We start from the raw sequence: 17,177 nt of genomic DNA, 5'->3' as shown, positions 1-17,177 counted from the left end.
GTATGCTCGGCGGCTCGTTCAGAAAGGAGCACGCATGAAACCGGTTTACCTCGCACTGGCCGCACTGACACTCTCCACCACCGCGTTCGCGCAGACCTTCCACTTCGGCGAAGGTCAAAGCTCGCTGTCGTCGGATAAGTCGGATAAATCTGCACCGGCCCACTCGACGCCGGCAAAACCCCACCCGAAACACAAGCCAGCTCACGCACGCCCGCACGGTTCGCACGTGAGCCAGCCGGACAAGTATTCGCACAACTAGTCCGGCATGCCGGCCATGCCCGCGCCGATTTTTGAGCCGCTTCATATTCGCGCGCGGCGCGTGCATAGTAAAACCTGTTCAGACTCGCCCAGACCAACACGTATGAGTTCTGCCCACTCCGAGCCGCGTCCGGTGCCCGCTGCGCCAACGGCGGCCGACGCGCCCGTCGTTCGCGACGCGACCGAAGCCGACCTGCCCGCCATCCAGGCCATCTACGCGCACCACGTGCTGCACGGTGTCGCGTCGTTCGAAGAAATTCCGCCTTCCGTCGACGAACTGCGCACGCGGCTCGCCTCGGTGCGCAGCCATGGTTTGCCGTATATGGTCGCGGAGATCGGCGGCGAGGTCGCGGGCTACTGTTATGCCACGCTCTACCGGCCGCGCGCCGCGTATCGGCACACCATCGAAGATTCGATTTACGTGAACGAAGCGTATCGCGGACGCGGCCTCGGCAGGATCCTGCTGCAGGCGCTGATCGAGCGCTGCGAAGCGGGACCGTGGCGCCAGATGATTGCCGTGATCGCCGACGGCGGCCGTGGCGGATCGCTGTCGTTGCATACGCAACTGGGTTTCGAACTCACCGGCACGTTCAAGGCCGTGGGCTTTAAACACGGACGATGGATCGACAGCACGTTGATGCAGCGTTCGCTCGGCCGGGGCGATTCGGCCTTGCCGGGTGACGTGGCGCGTTAAAATCCTCCGCCATGCCCTCCACGCCCGCCCATGTCCAATAAGCCGCCACCCGCTTTGCCCTCCGCTGCCGACGCAAATCGCCACGGGGATGCCCATGCCGGCGGCAACGACACGTCGCGCGCCGAATACACCGTCGACGAACTCGCGCGCGTCACCGACACCACCGTGCGCAACGTGCGCGCGTATCAGGACCGCGGTCTGCTCGCGCCGCCCGAGAAACGCGGCCGCGTCGGCGTGTACGACGACACGCACGTCTCGCGTCTGAAGCTGATCAACCATCTGCTCACGCGCGGCTATACGCTCGCCAACATCCAGGATCTGATCAAGGCCGTCGACGAAGGCCACGATCTGCGCTCGATTCTCGGCCTCGAAAGCGCGATCGGCGGACGCTGGTCACGCGAGCGTCCGAAGAAATACTCGCTGCTCGAATTGCTGCAGATGTTCGGCGACAAGGCCTCGCCGAGCGCCCTCGGCAAGGCCGTCGAACTCGGTCTGCTCGAACGCAGCGGGCTCTCGTTCGTGTCCGGCAGTCCCTCGGCGCTGGCCGCGGGCGCGACCATGGCGAAAGAAGGCATTCCGCTCGCCGACCTGCTCGACGCGGTGAACATCGCGCGGCCGCATTTCAACGCGGTCGCCAAGGCCATGGTCGATCTGGTGGTGCGGCAACTCGACCGCTACGACGCCGACGCACTGCCGCCGCCCGCGGACGTGCCCGCGCTGATCGAGGCGATCTGGCGCGTGCGGCCGCTCGCGATGGTGCTGGTCGAAAGCGAAATGAACCGCGCCCTGGAAGAAGCCTCGGGCGACTATTTCGGCGACCGCGTCGCCGCGATCATGGAGAAGAAACTCGGGCACGCGCCCGCCGTCGCACCGGGCGAGCGCGCCGCGGGACGGCAGGACAAGACGCGGAAATAGCGCCGTGCGGCGCGCGAACCCACCGCGCCCCGCCCCGGCCTCAATGCTTCTGATGCTGGAAGACCCGCCGGCGAACCGCGTCGATTGCCGCTTCCGGCAACACCGCATGCAGCGTGCGAAGCGTGAAGTCGAGATCGCTTGCGGCGATATCGAACTCCAGCCGCAGGCAGTCGCGTTCGCGCCGAACGTGGCTCACGTACACGCCGACCGGAGAGTGAAACAGGCTCCGTATCTGTTCTTTCGACGTTTCACCGGTTGAGCCTTCGACGGCGGCGGACACGACGAGCCGTTGAGAGTCGTCCTGCACGCTCGTGTCCTGAAGCGCGAACTCTCGCAAAAGTGTCTGGATCATTTCGCGTCTCCGGTTTTATCTATGCGAGCGGATGATGCCCAACTCACCTTCGGGCAACGCCTGCATCACCGCAGTCAGAACCGTATCGATCGCATCCCGCCGCGCCGAGATGGCGAACCGGCTTCGATTCCGTTTGTAATCCACCGAGACCGTGACGATGCGCGTCTCGTCGCTCAACGCATTGCGCAGCGAGCGCTGCGTCGCGAGCGCTTGCGTCGAGTCGATGCAGAGTTCCAGCGTGACCGTCCGGTCGTCGCTGGCGGGTAAAGGGAGGTCGAGGCAGGAGGTTCTGATGGCAAGTGACATGAAGGGTCGATCGCAAACCGGAGTGGATAACGCGATCAATATCCGATGTTTCCGATAAACGGCGTGAATAGAACGTGGCTGGCGATATAAACGCCGTATCAAATTCTGTCGGGCTCCCTTCAAGCCCATTTTTCACATCATGAAAAAATGCTGCTCCCGCTAGAGCCGCCCATCTAGCTACCGGCTTGCGCGATCCGTTACCACCCTCTATTGTTACATCCATCAATGTAACAGTTAAGACTGAACAACAAGGAGACGGATCGGATGAACGCACGCATGATGCCCTTCGACGACGCGGCGCCCGACGCGTCCACGCCCATCACTACGGACATTGCCATCATCGGCTCGGGTTTTGCCGGCCTCGGCATGGCGATCCGCCTTCAGCAAGCCGGCATGACCGACTTCCTGGTCGCCGAAAAGGCCGACTCGGTCGGCGGCACCTGGCGCGACAACCACTATCCCGGTTGCGCCTGCGATGTCCAGTCGCACGTCTATTCGTTCTCCTTCGCCCCCAATCCCCGCTGGACGCGCATGTTCGCGCGCCAACCGGAAATCCGCGCTTACCTCGAAGACTGCACGCAGCGCTTCGGCGTGCAGCGCTATCTGCGCTTCGGTCATGAACTCGCGAGCGCCACTTACGACGAAACCGCGCAGCGTTGGCAACTCGTGTTCGCCAACGGCCGGCGCTGGTCGGCGCGCGTGCTGATCTCCGGGATGGGCGGCCTGTCGCGCGCGGCCATGCCGACTACTCCCGGCATCGAAAACTTCCAGGGCAAGGCGTTCCACTCGCAGCACTGGGACCACGCGTATCCGCTCGAAGGCAAACGCGTCGCGGTAATCGGCACGGGCGCCAGCGCCATCCAGTTCGTGCCGCAGATCGCGCCGCGCGTCGCGCATCTCGATCTGTTCCAGCGCACGCCGCCGTGGATCATGCCGAAAGCCGACCGCCCCGTGAAGCCGGTGGAACAGTGGTTATTCAGGCATCTGCCGTTCACGCAAAAAATCATGCGCTCGGCGCTGTACTGCATGCTCGAATCGCGCGCGTTCGGTTTTGCGATTCACCCCTCGCTGATGAAGGCCGCGCAGAAAGTGGCCGAGCGGCATCTGCGCAAACAGGTTCGCGATCCGCAACTGCGCGCCACGCTCACGCCGGACTACACGATGGGCTGCAAGCGCATTCTGATTTCCAACGACTACTTCCCCGCCGTGTCGCGTCCGAACGTTGCGGTGAACACCACCGGCATCGCGCGCGTCGAAGCGGACGCCGTGGTCACCACCGACGGCGTGCGTCACCCGGTCGACTGCCTGATCTTCGGCACCGGTTTTCAGGTGGCCGATCCGTTTCCGCCGGGCGTAGTGCGTGGCCGCGGCGGCGTGGATATCGTCGATACGTGGCGCGACGGTGCGCATGCGTATCTGGGCACGACACTGCCCGGCTATCCGAACTTCTTCATGATCGTCGGCCCGAATACCGGCCTGGGTCACAACTCGATGGTGTTCATGATCGAGTCGCAAGTGGACTACATCCTCAACGCGCTGAAGACGATGAAGTCGGAACGCACCGACGCCATCGAGGTGCGCCCTCAGGTCGAACGCGCGTACAACGAGCAGATCCAGCAGAAACTCGGCCGCGCAATCTGGTCGACGGGCGGTTGCAAGAGCTGGTATCTCGATCCGAAGACGGGCAGGAACACCACGCTGTGGCCGGGATTCGCGTACAAATTCCGGCAGGCGACCAGCACCTTCAGCATGGACGACTATCTCGCCTATGCCCCCGCGAAGCCGGCCGGCGAACGGGCGGAACACGGCATTCAAAACGAAACGGCATCCGTGAGAACCGTTCAGAGAGCACAGGAGATAACGCAATGAAGAACTTCACCGACAGAGTGGCCGCGATCACCGGCGCGGGTTCGGGCATGGGCCGGTCGCTGGCGATCCAGCTGGCGAGCGAAGGTTGCCACCTCGCGCTGGCCGATCGCAATGCAACGAGCCTCGCCGAAACCGAACAACTGGCGCGCGCCGCCGCGCGGCAAACCGTCGGCGCGCCGCTGCGCATTACGACGCGCGTACTCGACGTATCGGACCGCACCGCCATGTTCGACTGGGCCGCCGACACGGCCGCGCAGCACGAACGTGTGAACCTGGTGTTCAACAACGCCGGCGTCGCGCTGTCGAGCACCATCGAAGGCATGGATTACGCCGATCTGGAGTGGATCGTCGGGATCAACTTCTGGGGCGTAGTGCACGGGACCAAAGCGTTTCTGCCGTATATCAAGGCCTCGGGCGCGGGACATATCGTCAACACGTCGAGCGTGTTCGGCCTGTTCGCGCAGCCGGGCATGAGCGGCTACAACGCCACCAAATTCGCGGTGCGCGGCTTCACCGAGGCCTTGCGCCAGGAACTCGATCTGATGAAATGCGGTGTCTCGGCGACCTGCGTGCATCCGGGCGGCATTCGCACGGCCATCGCACAGTCGAGCCGGATTGCGCCGAACATGGTCGGCTTCATGCTGGAGAACGAACAGCAGGGCAAGGACGACTTCGAGAAATTTTTCATCACCACCGCCGACGAAGCGGCTCGGGTGATTCTCGACGGCGTGCGCAAGAACAAGCGCCGCGTGCTGATCGGCCGCGATGCACGCGCTGCCGACTGGCTGGCGCGCACGTTGCCGGCGGCTTATCAGGCGCTCGTCGTGATGCAGACCCGCCGCATGAAACGCATCGGCGAAAAACGCGCGCGGCGGGCCGCGCAGGGACAGCAGGGCAAACGCGCGTGATGCGGCGAGCTCCCTGCTCCACTTCACCCGGACAACGAACGATTCGGGCAGCACGCTCATTCACCCCGTGCGCTGCCATTCAGGAAACACAAGGAGAAAGGCCATGATGCCGGTTCGCCGCGATCTACGTTTCAATCTGCCGCAGGAACGCGCCTGCGACTGGCATGCGCAAGGCTCGCATGTCACGCACTTCTTCAACGCGTTGTCGCTGCTGTTCCCCGCAGGCGAGCGCTTCTTCATGGACAGCGTGCGCAACTACCGCGACCGGATCGACGACCCGGTGCTGAAGAAGCAGGTGCTCGGCTTCATCGGTCAGGAAGCGATGCACACGCGCGAGCACGTCGAATACAACGACTTGCTGCAGGACGCCGGTCTGCCCGCGCACAAACTCGACAAACGCCTGTGGGCCATTCTCAACTTTGGCCGCAAGATCCTGCCGCATTCTTATCAACTCGCGGTGACGGTGTGCCTCGAGCACTACACCGCGATGCTCGCCGGTCTGCTGCTCGAAGACGCGTCGCGCATCGGCGGTTCGGTGGAAGGCTATGCGCAGATGTGGACGTGGCACGCGCTCGAAGAAACCGAGCACAAGGCGGTGTCCTACGACGTGTGGAACACCGTGCTCAAACCCGGACTCGGCCGCTATCTGCTGCGCACCGGCACCATGCTCGCCGTGACGGTCACCTTCTGGGCCATCGTGTTCGATTTCCACGTGCGTCTGCTGATCGCCGACCGCAAGCGCGGCGGTCATCTGCGCGGCATGTGGCGGGTCGTGAAGTATCTGTATAGCCCGCGGCACGGCGTTTTTCCGCGGATTGCCGGCGAATGGCTGAGCTTCTTCCGGCCGGGTTTCCATCCATGGGACTTCGACAATCGCGCGCAACTGGAGCGCATCGACGGCCTCGTCGCGGCAGTCGATGCCGCCAATGCCAGCGCGCCGGCCTCGCGTCAAGCCGCGCGTCGCGGCGTGCAGGCGGCTGCGTGATACGCGACACGCTGTCGGTCGACGCCGGCGACGTGCGGCTCGCGGTCTACGTGAGCGGACCGCGCGACGCAACACCCATCGTGCTGGTGCACGGTTATCCGGACTCGGCGACAGTGTGGGAAGCGGTGCGCGCGCAACTCGATGCGCGCTATCGCGTGATCGCTTACGACGTGCGCGGCGCGGGCGCTTCGGGGGCGCCGGCCGGGCGCAGTGCTTACCGGCTCGAACGCCTCGCCGCCGATCTCGCGGCAGTGGCGGACGCGACTTGCGGGAAGCGTCCGTTTCATCTGGTCGGTCACGACTGGGGTTCGATTCAAAGTTGGGAAGCCGTCACCGATCCTGCGTTCAAAGGACGCATTGCGTCTTATACGTCGATCTCCGGTCCGTGCCTCGATCACGCGGCCGCGGAATTGCGCGGCCAGACCGAAGGCGGTAGCGCGACGCCGGGTGAAACTGCAAAGCGTTCCAGGTCTCGCCCGTTCGGCAGCAGCCTGCGGCAAATGCTCAAGTCCTGGTACATCGTGTTTTTCCACTTGCCGTGGCTGCCGGAATTCGTGTGGCGCGCGGGCGGCGCACGTCTGTGGCCGCTCTGGCTGCGGCTGACCGAACGCGTGCGCCCCGCGCGCGATCCGGACCAGCTACGCAATGCGATCAACGGGCTGAATCTGTATCGCGCGAATTTCATTCGGACCTTGCGCCGTCCGCGCGCGCGTCATGCGCACGCGCCCGTGCAGTTCATCGTGCCGCTGCGCGACCGCTACGTTGGGCCGGAATTGTCGCTCGGACTCGAGCGCTGGCTCGGCACTTATCGACGTACCGAAGTGGATGCGAGCCATTGGGTCGTGCTGCGCGATCCCGAGCGCGTCGCGGCTGGCATCGCGGAGTTCGTCGAACAACATGCAAGCGGATACGACGACACAGATCCTGGTGCCGCACCGGTCACTCCACGCGCGGCAGGCGTGTGAACAGCGTTGGATAGTCGATCACGAAACCGTCGTCATCCACGCTCAGGTCCGCCGTGAAAGCGCGAAAGCGTCCTTCGTAGCGATATTCGCGGTGCAGCTTCAAGCACACATACGCTTGCTCCGCGCGCGTCACCTGCAAGTCGGGCGTCGAGATGTAGGCCACCGCGATGGCCCGGCGCTCACCCTCGGCGAGTTGCAAACGACGGACAGGCAGCGTATTCGTGAACGGCGTGGCGGCAATATCGATATCGATGCAACCGGCGAGCGCGCCCAGCGCGACGCCCTCGCCGTCGTGCCAATGACCGGCGCCGTCGCCGTGCAATTCCAGCTCCGCACCGCCGACTATCTTCAACCACGCATAGCGGGTATGCCAATGCACGTCACCGCGCACCCGATAGTGCAGCCCATAAGCCCTGCCGTCGCGCTGTCCCACGACCACGCTCTCGGCGGAAAAACCGTCTGCATCGAGCTTGCACGTGAAGTGTTCGATACCCTCGCCTTCTTCGGAAGTCCATCTGAATTCGCGCATCGGTTTCTCTCCTCGTGACGGGTGAAGGGTGCCGGCTGACAGCTCGCAAGTCGCGACGTGCGACCCGGCGGCTATCGTAGCAAACGCTAGCCGGGCGCAAATAGTGACTATCGCCCCATGCCCATCGCCGTTTCGTGAAAGCTGCCCTATGCTCGCGGTTTTCCCCGCCACCGGTCCCCCGCCACCGGTCTCCGCCACCGGCCGAACTCCGTGCACGCCACCACGCTCGATGCAGACTGCACCGCCTTGCGCACGCTGCTGCGCAGCCTCGGCCAGATCGTGCTGCAGGCCAACGCCATCACCGGTGGCTGCCTGCTCGTCGCGTGGCTCGTCTACGATCCGCGGCTCGCTTGCGCCGCGTCGATGGGCGCGGTCGCGGCCAACGTCAGCGCGATGCTGGCGGGCTATCGCGAAGACGATACGCGAGTGGGCTTACATGGCTTCAACGGCGCGCTCGCGGGCCTGGCCGCCTTCAGCTTCATCGCCGACAACACGACCGCCGCCGCCGTGGCGATTCTCGCCGCAACCGCCACCGCATGGCTGCTGGCGCCATGGTCGCAATGGCTGCGATGGGTGCGGTTAACCGAAGCGGGCGTGTTTTCCAGCCCTTGCCTGATCGTCACATGGTGCTGGTTGCCGTGCGTCGCGAGCCGGGCCGGTCATGCGCGCGAGACCGTGACGCATTTGCCCGGCGCATGGGAAATGGGCCACGGCCTGCTCGCGAGTCTTGCGCAAACGGCGTTCGCTTCGGGCGCCGTGTCGGGACTGATCGTGCTGGCGGGCATTGCCGCCGCATCGCGAAGACACGCGTGGTGGGCACTGACTGGCGCTGCGCTCGCCAGCAGTGCCCAGCTGTTGCTGGGCGCAAGCGGTCACTCGTTCGATGCCGGCATGCTGGGTTTCAACGGCGCGCTCGCCGCCCTTGCACTCGCCGATTGCGGCCTGGCTCGCACGCTAGCCGGCATAGCGGTAACCGTGCTACTCCAGACGTTGGCCTCGCACTTGGGCCTGGCCGCCATGACCGCGCCCTTCGTGCTCGCGGTCTGGACCGTCAAATGGATCGGGCGGCAGCGTATTGCTACGCTGCCGCCCGATTGCATCGCACCGCTATCCGGTCAGAAGCGGTGAATGATGCCCACACCCGCCGCAAACTGACTGCGTGACGAAGACGGCGCGCTGTTCTGGCCGTCGCCGATATCCGCGGTCGCGTCGATGATGCTGGTGCCGTTCGTGCCGATCGTCTGGCCGCTCGCGCGTTGATACGCTTCCACCGCATACAGTCCCGTACGCTTGGACAGGCTGTAGTACTGCGACAGATTGAATTGCTGATAACGCGCCGAACTCTGGATGCCGTTCGACTCGGTCGCGCGCGTGTAGCTGTAGCCCGCGGCCAGGTCGAGCGCCGTCACTGCCTTGAAGTGCAGCACGGCGCCGGCGGTGTTGAAGGTGGCCTGGCTGCGGAACTTCGAGTTCACGCCCGGAATGTATTGCACGTTCGAGTACGAGAACGACACGTCCCACTGCGGGCTGAACGTATAGCCGCCGGTCACCGCGACGCGCTGCTGCGCCTGGGCCGTCTGATAGCCGTTGTTGATACCCGACACGCCGGCTTCTGCGCCTGCGTTCGACATCGTCGAGTCGGTACCCCATGCGCCGCCGCCGGGCGTCGAGTTGTTGACGCGCTGGAAACCGGCCGCGATGCCGAACGGGCCGTTCAGGTATTGCAACGCCGCGCTCCACGTCGAACCCGCATTCAAACTGCCCGCCACTCCGCCCACCGAATACGAACCGCTGACCGTCAGACCGTACATACTCGGCGACGTGTACACCAGCGAATTGTTCGCGCGATACAGCGTGTCCATCGAGTCGAGATCGCCCGGATGCGCGCCGTAGGCGCCCGTCAGCCACGTCGTCGGGCTATACGGTGCGAGCAGCGTGTAATACGGCGTGTATTGACGACCGGCCGTCAACGTACCGTAAGTGGCGTTGGCGATACCCACGTAAGCCTGGCGATTGAACGCGAGACCCGAGGTGGATTGCGCGCCGGTCGCGCTGTTGTAGCCCTCTTCCAACTGGAAAATGGCGCGCGTGCCGCCGCCCAGATCTTCTGCGCCCTTGAGGCCGAAACGGCTACCGGCCCAGATGCCGTTGACCATCTTCACGACCGAGTGACCCCCGGTCGTCGAGCCCAGCGAAGTCTGGCTGCTCTGGTAGCCAATCCCGGTATCGACGATCCCATACAGCGTCACGCTGCTTTGAGCATGCGCGCCGATGGCGACCAGCCCGAGGGCTGAAGTTGCGATGACCTTTTTCATTGCTTCTCCTCTGTAGAAACCTGTTTTTTATCGGTGTTACAAATCAATAAACGGGGTGCCCGTTGATGATGCTGGGCAGCCACGTCGAAAACATCGGGACGTAGGTGACGATGTTGATCGCGCTGAAAATCGCGAGGTAATACGGCCACGCCACCTTGGTGGTCTCGCCGATCGACACGTTGCCGATCGCACAGCCGATGAACTGCACCGAGCCGATCGGCGGATGCACGAGACCCAATGCGCAATTGAGCAGAATCATGATGCCGAACTGCACCGGGCCGACCCCGCTATGCATCGCCATCGGCAGGAACAGCGGCGTGGTGATCAGGATGTGCGCCGCCATATCCACGAAGGTACCGAGGAAAATCTGGATGAGGTTGATGTACAGCAGCATCAGCCACGGCATGCTGGTCGCGCCGTCGAGCATGTGCTCGATCGCGTCGGGAATCTCGAGATACGCCATCTGGTAGCGCAGCATGTTCGACACGCCGATCAGCAGCAACACGACGCCGGTGGTTTTAGCCGCTTTGGAGAGCGCGAAGAACAGCTTCTTCATCGTCATCGTGCGATACACGACGATGGTCAGCACGAGCGAATAGAACACCGCAATCGCAGCCGCTTCCGTCGCCGTCGCAATGCCTTTGGCCACGCACACCAGAATGATCGCGATCACCATCAAGCCCGGCAATGCGCCGAGGAACGTGCGAAACACCGCGAGCCAGCCGGGAAAGCGCTGCAGTTCCGTCGAACCGTCCGGGCGACGCGGGTAGCCGTAACGCACCGCCTGCCAGTAAGCCGCGATCAGCACGAAACCCATTACCCACAACACCGGCAGCAGACCGGAGAACAGCAGGTCGCCGATCGACACGCCGCTCATCGCGTGGCCGTTCAGCGTGCCCGTAATGCCTTGCGCCGCGAACGCGTAGATGATCATGTTGGTCGACGTCGGCATCAACGCGCCGGCGAGCGACGAGTGCGTCGTCACGTTGACCGCATAGGCCGCGCTATAGCCTTCGCGCTTCATCAGCGGAATGACCACGCCGCCCATCGCCGAGGTGTCTGCGGTAGGCGAGCCGGATACGCCGCCGAACAGCGTGCACGCAACCACGTTGGCCATGCCGAGTCCGCCGCGAAAGTGGCCTACCGTGGCTTGCGCGAAGCGCAGGATGCGGTCCGCGATACCGCCGTGCAGCATCAGTTCGCCGGAGAAAATAAAGAACGGCACCGCGAGAAACGAGAACGCGTTCATTCCCGAGATCATCGACTGCATGGCGGTCGCTGCCGGCAGTCCCTCGTAGAGATACGTCAGGACGCACGACAGTCCCAACGCAAATGAAACCGGCACACCGAACAGCAGGAAAACGAGAAAACTGACAGAGAGGATGGCGAGTTCCATGGTTCTTCTAGTTTTGTTTCTGAGCGAAAAGCCCTAACAGGTTCTCTAAAGAGAACAATGCGATGCACACGCTGGCGATCACCGGGATCAGATAACGCAGCGCTTCGGGCAAGCCCAGAATCGGAATCTTGTCGTCCATCGTCGTATCGGCCATCTGCAGGCAGCCGAAGAAAATCGCCACCGCCAGTGCAATCAGACAAAGATGCTGGAATGCATGGGCCGCCGTCTGCCCCTTCGGCGGCAATTTCTTGACCAGCGAGTCGAGCCCGATATGACCGCCCTCGCGTACCTTGAGCGCCGCGCCGAACATCGCGATCACGATCACCAGAAGCAGTGCGATCGGCTCGACGAAGTCGGGCGCGTCGTTGAAGACATAGCGCATCACGACGCTGTAAATCACCAGCAGACTCAGTGAGGCAAGGCTCACCGACGCGACGATCACCAGCAACTGGAACAGGACATCGTTCGGGCGCTTTATGAATCTCATTGATCCCATCCTTGCTTGCAACGGACTTTTTATTTGCTCTTCGGAATCTGTCCAGCCGCTGGAGCGCCGCTTATTTGACAGCCTGAATCTCGTCGACCAGCTGCTTCATTTGCGGGGTCTTTTCGTACTTCGCCCAGACCGGCTGCATGGCCTTCACGAATGCCGCACGATCGATCTGCGAGGCCGGCACGATGGTCGCGCCGCCCTTGGTCACCGTCTTCGCGGCATCGGCTTCACGCGCGGTCCACAACTGCTGGTAGTAAGGCACCGAGTTGACGGCGGCCTTCTTGATGATGTCCTGTTCCTGCGGCGTCAACGTGTCCCAGACCTTCTTGGAGAACACCAGCACTTCCGGCGTCATCGAGTGCTGGGTTTCCGAGTACACCTGCGCGACTTCGAAGTGCTTGGTTTCTTCGTACGACGGCAGATTGTTTTCCGCGCCATCCACGAGACCTGTTTTCAGGCCCGTGTACACCTCGGCGAACGGCATCGGCGTCGGCGTGCCGCCCATTGCCTTGATTTCGTCGACCATCAGATCCGACGGTTGCACGCGCACCTTGAGGCCTTTCATGTCGGCCGGCGAATGGATCGCCTTCTTCGCATACATCGAGCGTGCGCCGCTCTCGTAGAAGGTCAGCGCGATCATGCCTTTGGCCTTGAACGCATCGAGAATCTTCTGGCCTTCGGGGCCGTACATCACCTTGCGGAAATGGTCGATGTCCCGAAACAGGAACGGCAACGACGGGATCATCGATTCCGGCACGATCTCGTTGAACGCCGCTCCATTCGCACGCGCCATGTCGAGCGCGCCGATACGCACCTGGTCGAGCGTGTCGTTCTCGGAGCCCAATGCGCTATTGCCGAATACCTTCACGGAATCCTTGCCGCCGGTTGCCTTGCTGATTTCCTCGCCCATGTGCTTGACGGCCATGTTGGTCGGATAGGTATCGCCATGCACGTCCGATACGCGGAACACGCGCGCTTCGGCCGATACCGTGCTGAATGCGAGAACGGCGGCGGCAGCGGCGATGAGCGACACACGGGAGGAGGCAAACTTCGGGTTCATCGTGACATTCCTTTTTAATAGTCATCCAGCCGCTCACGGAGCGGCCGGCCTGGGCCGCTCGTGGAATCGACAGTGTGGTGATGCGTCTCCAGGCACACGCGCCGCACAGGGCAGGCGGCACGGCGTGCGTTGCCGGGCCGTGTGCTGTGTTCAGCACGATCCCGGCGCTCCTTGTCAGATCACTTCTCTTACTCTTCCTACAACAGAAAGCCGTTTGTTTGGGCTCATACGTTGTACGACGACATACGAAGTCTATAAAAGGTGTTTTAGCTTGTACAGACGGTATTTACCCGCACGCCAGATCGGCATGAATCGCACGGGGCATAGGGATGTGAGAGATAAAGGCGACGCGAAGAACGCGCGGACAAACGGCCGCACGTCCTTCGAATTGTTGGCGAAACGAGACTAAAGTGGGGTGTTTCAGTAATTATGTTGTACGACAAGCGATGAATCTATTCGAGATGTGACGTACCGGGCGTGAGTCGAAGATCATCGTTCCTGAAGCTTTCCCGCGAACTCGGGTTCCGGTAGCCCGCTCACACCGGGACGCACGGCGAAAAGATGTCCATCGTGTTCGGTCGCATTGGCGCCGGGACGGATCGACGTGACGTACAGCGTCGTCAGATCGTGGCCACCGAACGCGCACATGGCCGGCTTGCTCGGCGGGACGGCAATCTGCCGGTCGAGCTTGCCTTGCGGTGTGAAGCGCAGCAGCAAGCCCGCGTCGTTGGCGCAGATCCAGTAGCAACCGTCGGCATCCACGGCGGCGCCATCCGGGCGCCCCGCATACTTGTGCAGATCGGCGAACACCCGGCGATTGCGCGGCTCGCCCGCATCGACGTCGTAATCGAACGCCCAGATCAGGCGGCGTGACGGATGCGAGTCCGACAGATACATCGTCGCGCCGTCGGGCGACCAGCCAAGACCGTTCTGCGTAATGAGTGCATCGACGATGGGCGCGGACAGCACGCCGCGTGCGTCGAAACGGTACAGCGCGCCCGCCGGATTCGCGGCCGCCATGTCCTGCACCATCGTGCCGGCCCAGAAGCGGCCTTGCCGGTCGCAGCGACCGTCGTTAAAACGCATGTCGTCGCACGCAAACGATGGCGCCGCGAGTCTGCGGCCGGTCACGTCCTGCGACGTGTCGTTGCCGTCAGGCTCGGGCAGGGTCAGCGCGAAGAGTCCGCTCTCGCACCCCGCCAATACCTTGCCCTCGTGATCGAACGCGATGCACGCCACCTTCTCGGGCAAACGCCACTCGGCGCGCGCACCGGTTTCGATCCGCAAACGCACGATTTTCTGCGCGGGAATATCGACCCAATAAAGCGCCTGCTCGCCCGCGCGCCAGACCGGGCTCTCGCCGACCATCGCGGGCGCCTGGCCTGCCGCTTCGACACGCTCGACTCGCGGCGTCGCGCCGCTCACCGCTTCGGTTCCATCGGGCCGGCCAGCACGAACGCGCCGCCCTGGAACTGCTGCGTGGGATCGTCGAGTTCGGCGCTCGGCGCCGCCACCGGGAACAGATGTTCGAATTGCGCCGAGCTGTCCTGCGGACGAAAACCGAGGAACGCGGCCTTCGTGTTGTCCACCCATTTGATGCGGTTATCCGACACGCCATACACGATTGCGTGACCGACGCGGTTCGTGAACAGCGAGCAGCGCACCAGTTCGATGAAGTCGCGATAACTCAGATAGGTGACGAGCATGCGCGGGTTCTTTGGCTGCTCGAACGACGAGCCGATGCGCAAGCACACCGTCTCCAGACCGAAACGGTCGAAGTAGTAGCGCGACAGCGATTCGCCGAAACACTTGGTCACGCCATACAGACTGTCGGGCCGCAGCGGCGCGTCGATATCGACCACCGAAGTGGTTGGATGGAAACCCACCGCATGATTCGAACTCGCGTAGACGATGCGCTTCACGCCCTGCTTCTGCGCTGCAGAATACAGGTTGTACAGGCCGCGAATATTCGCTTCGAGCAGATCTTCGAATGGCGCTTCGACGGAGATGCCGCCGAGGTGGATCACCGCATCCACGCCTTCGAGCAGTGCGTGCACCGCGGCTTCGTCGGCGAGATCGACGATTGCGGCTTCTTCGTGTTCGGCCAGTTCACCGAGCGGCGCGATATCACTCACACGGACCGTGTCCGCCCACGCGCCGAGCGCGCCGCGCATCTGTTTGCCGAGGTTGCCGGCCGCGCCCGTGAGCAGCAGACGGCGAAAGGGTTTGTGCGCCGTGGGGCGCTCGAGCGTCGAGTCGGTCATGTCTTTATCGATGGAATGTGGCGGTCGGCGAAGGCCCTCGGGCTAAATCGCCCGCGTCAGGTCACCGGCGCCGGGTTGAACAGCGTCAACGCATTGTGCAGTTTGAGTTTTTCGGCGCAGGTTTCCTTGCGTCCGCTGGCGACGTCGAGCATCAGGCGGAACAACTCCCAACCCACGTCTTCGATCGTCGCCGCGCCCGTCGCGATGGTGCCCGCATCGATATCCATCAAATCGTGCCAGCGGCGCGCGAGATCGGAGCGGGTCGCGACCTTGATCACCGGGACTTCGGCAAGGCTATACGGCGTGCCGCGCCCAGTCGTGAATACATGCAGGTTGATCCCCGCGGCCAGTTGCAACGTGCCGCAGATGAAATCGCTGGCCGGCGTAGCCGCGTAAATCAGGCCCTTCTGTTTGACCTTCTCGCCGGGCGAGAGGACGCCCGAGATCGGCGAATTGCCCGACTTGATGATCGAGCCCATCGCCTTCTCGACGATGTTCGACAAGCCGCCCTTCTTGTTGCCCGGCGTGGTGTTGGCGCTGCGGTCCGCGCCGCCGCGCTTCAGATAATCGTCGTACCACTGCATCTCGCGGATGATCGCCGCGGCGACTTCCGGATTTGCCGCGCGCGCCGTGAGCTGATCCACGCCGTCGCGCACTTCGGTGACTTCGGAGAACATCACGGTGGCGCCGGCGCGTACCAGCAGATCGGTCGCGAAGCCGACGGCGGGGTTCGCCGTGAGTCCCGAAAACGCGTCGCTGCCGCCGCATTGCACGCCGATCACGAGATCGGCGGCCGGGCAGGTTTCGCGACGCCGGTTGTTCAAACGCTGCAGGTGGCCGTCGGCCATTCTCATGATCGATTCGATCATCGACTGGAAACCGACGTGCGCGTCGTCCTGCAACACGACCACGCCGCCGTTCTGGTCGGCGGTGATATCGCCGATGTCCGCGACCTCGGCCACGTTCGCGGCCGCCGCGATCGGGATCGTGCCGGGCGGCATCAGGCGTTCCGGCTGCAGCTTCTCGCAGCCGAGGCTCACCATCATCACTTCGCCGCCGAAATTCGGATTCAGGCTGATATTGCGGACCGTGCGGATCGGCACCATCGCGTCGGGCGCGTCGATCGCCACGCCGCAACCATACGTATGGCCGAGGCTCACCACGTCGTCGACATTCGGATAGTGCGGCAGCAGTTCGGCCTTGATGCGCGTGACTGCGTGCTGGACCACGTCGGCCACGCACTGCACGGTGGTCGTGATGGCCAGGATGTTGCGCGAGCCGACCGAGCCGTCCGCATTGCGATAACCCTCGAACGTGAAGCCTTCGAGCGGCGGCATGTCCGGGCCCTTGATGGTGGCGATCGGCAGGTCTTCGAGTCCGGGCGGGCTCGGCATACGGATGACGTGTTCGTTGATCCAGCTTCCCTTCGGCAGCGCCTTCTGCGCATACCCGATCACCACGTTATAGCGGATGACCTCGTCGCCTTCGGCCAGGTCGGCCAGCGCGACCTTATGCCCTTGCGGCACACGCTCGCGCAGGACCAGACCATCGGGAAACACCGCGCCCTCACCCAGACCGCCGTCGTTGACGACGATCGCGACATTGTCGTTGGGGTGCACGCGTATATAGAGGGGTGTGAGTTGCATTGCGTCGATCCTTGTGGCGCTGCACGCGTACTGCGCCAGCTATTCATACGTCATCCTACAACATGGAATTAGGTGCAGACGTTCCGTATTTACCCTAGGGCCAGCATTATGCCGTGAAAACCCCGTTGAGTTGCCCGATATCTTGTTGTACGATGACGTATAAGAAATCTCTATTTCCTGATTCAAGCCTGATTCAAGGCCTTAGGAGACCCACCGGCCTCC

At 63.2% G+C, this 17,177-nt stretch carries 18 protein-coding genes; 8 read left to right on the top strand and 10 right to left on the bottom strand.

Annotation, left to right across the window (positions count from 1 at the left end):
- Positions 1 to 34: 34 nt before the first annotated feature.
- The 3 genes from FQ746_RS05990 (at position 35) to FQ746_RS05980 (ending at position 1,867) form a co-directional block, all read left to right on the top strand.
- Entirely contained in the window at positions 35 to 259 is a 225-nt protein-coding gene (locus FQ746_RS05990) for a hypothetical protein (RefSeq protein ID WP_144108012.1), read from the top strand.
- Between the two features lie 102 nt (positions 260 to 361).
- Positions 362 to 952: an N-acetyltransferase family protein gene (locus tag FQ746_RS05985; RefSeq protein WP_409932370.1), complete on the top strand. Its 591-nt coding sequence runs from the start codon at positions 362 to 364 to the stop codon at positions 950 to 952.
- 30 nt (positions 953 to 982) lie between these two features.
- Complete coding sequence (locus tag FQ746_RS05980; RefSeq protein WP_144108010.1) at positions 983 to 1,867, top strand: MerR family transcriptional regulator; 885 nt, start codon at positions 983 to 985, stop codon at positions 1,865 to 1,867.
- Positions 1,868 to 1,907: 40 nt separating this feature from the next.
- Here FQ746_RS05980 and FQ746_RS05975 read toward each other — a convergent pair whose 3' ends face one another.
- Both FQ746_RS05975 and FQ746_RS05970 read right to left on the bottom strand, forming a co-directional pair.
- The gene (locus tag FQ746_RS05975) at positions 1,908 to 2,219 is read right to left on the bottom strand and encodes a hypothetical protein (protein ID WP_144108009.1); all 312 of its coding nucleotides are present in this window, start codon (positions 2,217 to 2,219) and stop codon (positions 1,908 to 1,910) included.
- Positions 2,220 to 2,234: 15 nt separating this feature from the next.
- Positions 2,235 to 2,525: a hypothetical protein gene (locus tag FQ746_RS05970; RefSeq protein ID WP_144108008.1), complete on the bottom strand. Its 291-nt coding sequence runs from the start codon at positions 2,523 to 2,525 to the stop codon at positions 2,235 to 2,237.
- 264 nt (positions 2,526 to 2,789) lie between these two features.
- Here FQ746_RS05970 and FQ746_RS05965 point away from each other — a divergent pair, with 264 nt between their 5' ends.
- From FQ746_RS05965 to FQ746_RS05950, 4 genes are all read left to right on the top strand, one after another.
- The gene (locus tag FQ746_RS05965) at positions 2,790 to 4,394 is read left to right on the top strand and encodes a flavin-containing monooxygenase (protein WP_144108007.1); all 1,605 of its coding nucleotides are present in this window, start codon (positions 2,790 to 2,792) and stop codon (positions 4,392 to 4,394) included.
- Positions 4,391 to 5,302 (top strand): SDR family NAD(P)-dependent oxidoreductase, encoded by a 912-nt coding sequence (locus FQ746_RS05960; protein ID WP_144108006.1) that lies wholly within the window; start codon positions 4,391 to 4,393, stop codon positions 5,300 to 5,302. The genes FQ746_RS05965 and FQ746_RS05960 overlap by 4 nt, the downstream gene beginning before the upstream one ends.
- A 103-nt stretch (positions 5,303 to 5,405) precedes the next feature.
- Positions 5,406 to 6,287 carry a metal-dependent hydrolase gene (locus FQ746_RS05955; protein WP_144108005.1) on the top strand — a complete coding sequence of 294 codons (882 nt, stop codon included), beginning with the start codon at positions 5,406 to 5,408 and terminating at the stop codon, positions 6,285 to 6,287.
- Positions 6,284 to 7,252, top strand: coding sequence for an alpha/beta fold hydrolase (locus FQ746_RS05950; RefSeq protein WP_144108004.1), 969 nt, complete (start codon positions 6,284 to 6,286; stop codon positions 7,250 to 7,252). The genes FQ746_RS05955 and FQ746_RS05950 overlap by 4 nt, the downstream gene beginning before the upstream one ends.
- On the opposite strand, the gene FQ746_RS05945 is transcribed toward FQ746_RS05950, so the two are convergent.
- Positions 7,227 to 7,781, bottom strand: coding sequence for a putative glycolipid-binding domain-containing protein (locus tag FQ746_RS05945; RefSeq protein ID WP_144108003.1), 555 nt, complete (start codon positions 7,779 to 7,781; stop codon positions 7,227 to 7,229). The two genes, FQ746_RS05950 and FQ746_RS05945, sit on opposite strands and share 26 nt — an antisense overlap.
- A gap of 210 nt (positions 7,782 to 7,991) precedes the next feature.
- Between FQ746_RS05945 and FQ746_RS05940 the strand changes: the two genes are divergently transcribed.
- Entirely contained in the window at positions 7,992 to 8,909 is a 918-nt protein-coding gene (locus FQ746_RS05940; RefSeq protein WP_144108002.1) for an urea transporter, read from the top strand.
- Here the strand turns inward: FQ746_RS05940 and FQ746_RS05935 are convergent.
- The 7 genes from FQ746_RS05935 to garD all read right to left on the bottom strand — a co-directional run bounded on the left by FQ746_RS05935 (position 8,897) and on the right by garD (position 16,955).
- Complete coding sequence (locus FQ746_RS05935) at positions 8,897 to 10,096, bottom strand: porin (protein WP_144108001.1); 1,200 nt, start codon at positions 10,094 to 10,096, stop codon at positions 8,897 to 8,899. The two genes, FQ746_RS05940 and FQ746_RS05935, sit on opposite strands and share 13 nt — an antisense overlap.
- 43 nt (positions 10,097 to 10,139) lie before the next feature.
- Positions 10,140 to 11,492, bottom strand: a complete 1,353-nt coding sequence (locus FQ746_RS05930; protein ID WP_144108000.1) for a TRAP transporter large permease — start codon at positions 11,490 to 11,492, stop codon at positions 10,140 to 10,142.
- A gap of 7 nt (positions 11,493 to 11,499) precedes the next feature.
- Positions 11,500 to 11,979: a TRAP transporter small permease gene (locus FQ746_RS05925; protein WP_144107999.1), complete on the bottom strand. Its 480-nt coding sequence runs from the start codon at positions 11,977 to 11,979 to the stop codon at positions 11,500 to 11,502.
- A 70-nt stretch (positions 11,980 to 12,049) separates the two neighbouring features.
- Positions 12,050 to 13,045: a TRAP transporter substrate-binding protein gene (locus tag FQ746_RS05920; RefSeq protein ID WP_144107998.1), complete on the bottom strand. Its 996-nt coding sequence runs from the start codon at positions 13,043 to 13,045 to the stop codon at positions 12,050 to 12,052.
- A 489-nt stretch (positions 13,046 to 13,534) separates the two neighbouring features.
- Complete coding sequence (locus FQ746_RS05915; protein ID WP_144108102.1) at positions 13,535 to 14,413, bottom strand: SMP-30/gluconolactonase/LRE family protein; 879 nt, start codon at positions 14,411 to 14,413, stop codon at positions 13,535 to 13,537.
- A 53-nt stretch (positions 14,414 to 14,466) separates the two neighbouring features.
- Positions 14,467 to 15,309 (bottom strand): NAD-dependent epimerase/dehydratase family protein, encoded by an 843-nt coding sequence (locus FQ746_RS05910; protein ID WP_144107997.1) that lies wholly within the window; start codon positions 15,307 to 15,309, stop codon positions 14,467 to 14,469.
- Between the two features lie 56 nt (positions 15,310 to 15,365).
- Complete coding sequence (gene garD, locus FQ746_RS05905) at positions 15,366 to 16,955, bottom strand: galactarate dehydratase (protein WP_144107996.1); 1,590 nt, start codon at positions 16,953 to 16,955, stop codon at positions 15,366 to 15,368.
- Between the last annotated feature and the right edge of the window lie 222 nt (positions 16,956 to 17,177).

Source organism: Paraburkholderia sp. BCC1886 (genome assembly GCF_900996245.1).
In the GTDB taxonomy this organism is placed as follows: domain Bacteria; phylum Pseudomonadota; class Gammaproteobacteria; order Burkholderiales; family Burkholderiaceae; genus Paraburkholderia.
This window is presented reverse-complemented; position numbering and strand designations above follow the sequence as displayed.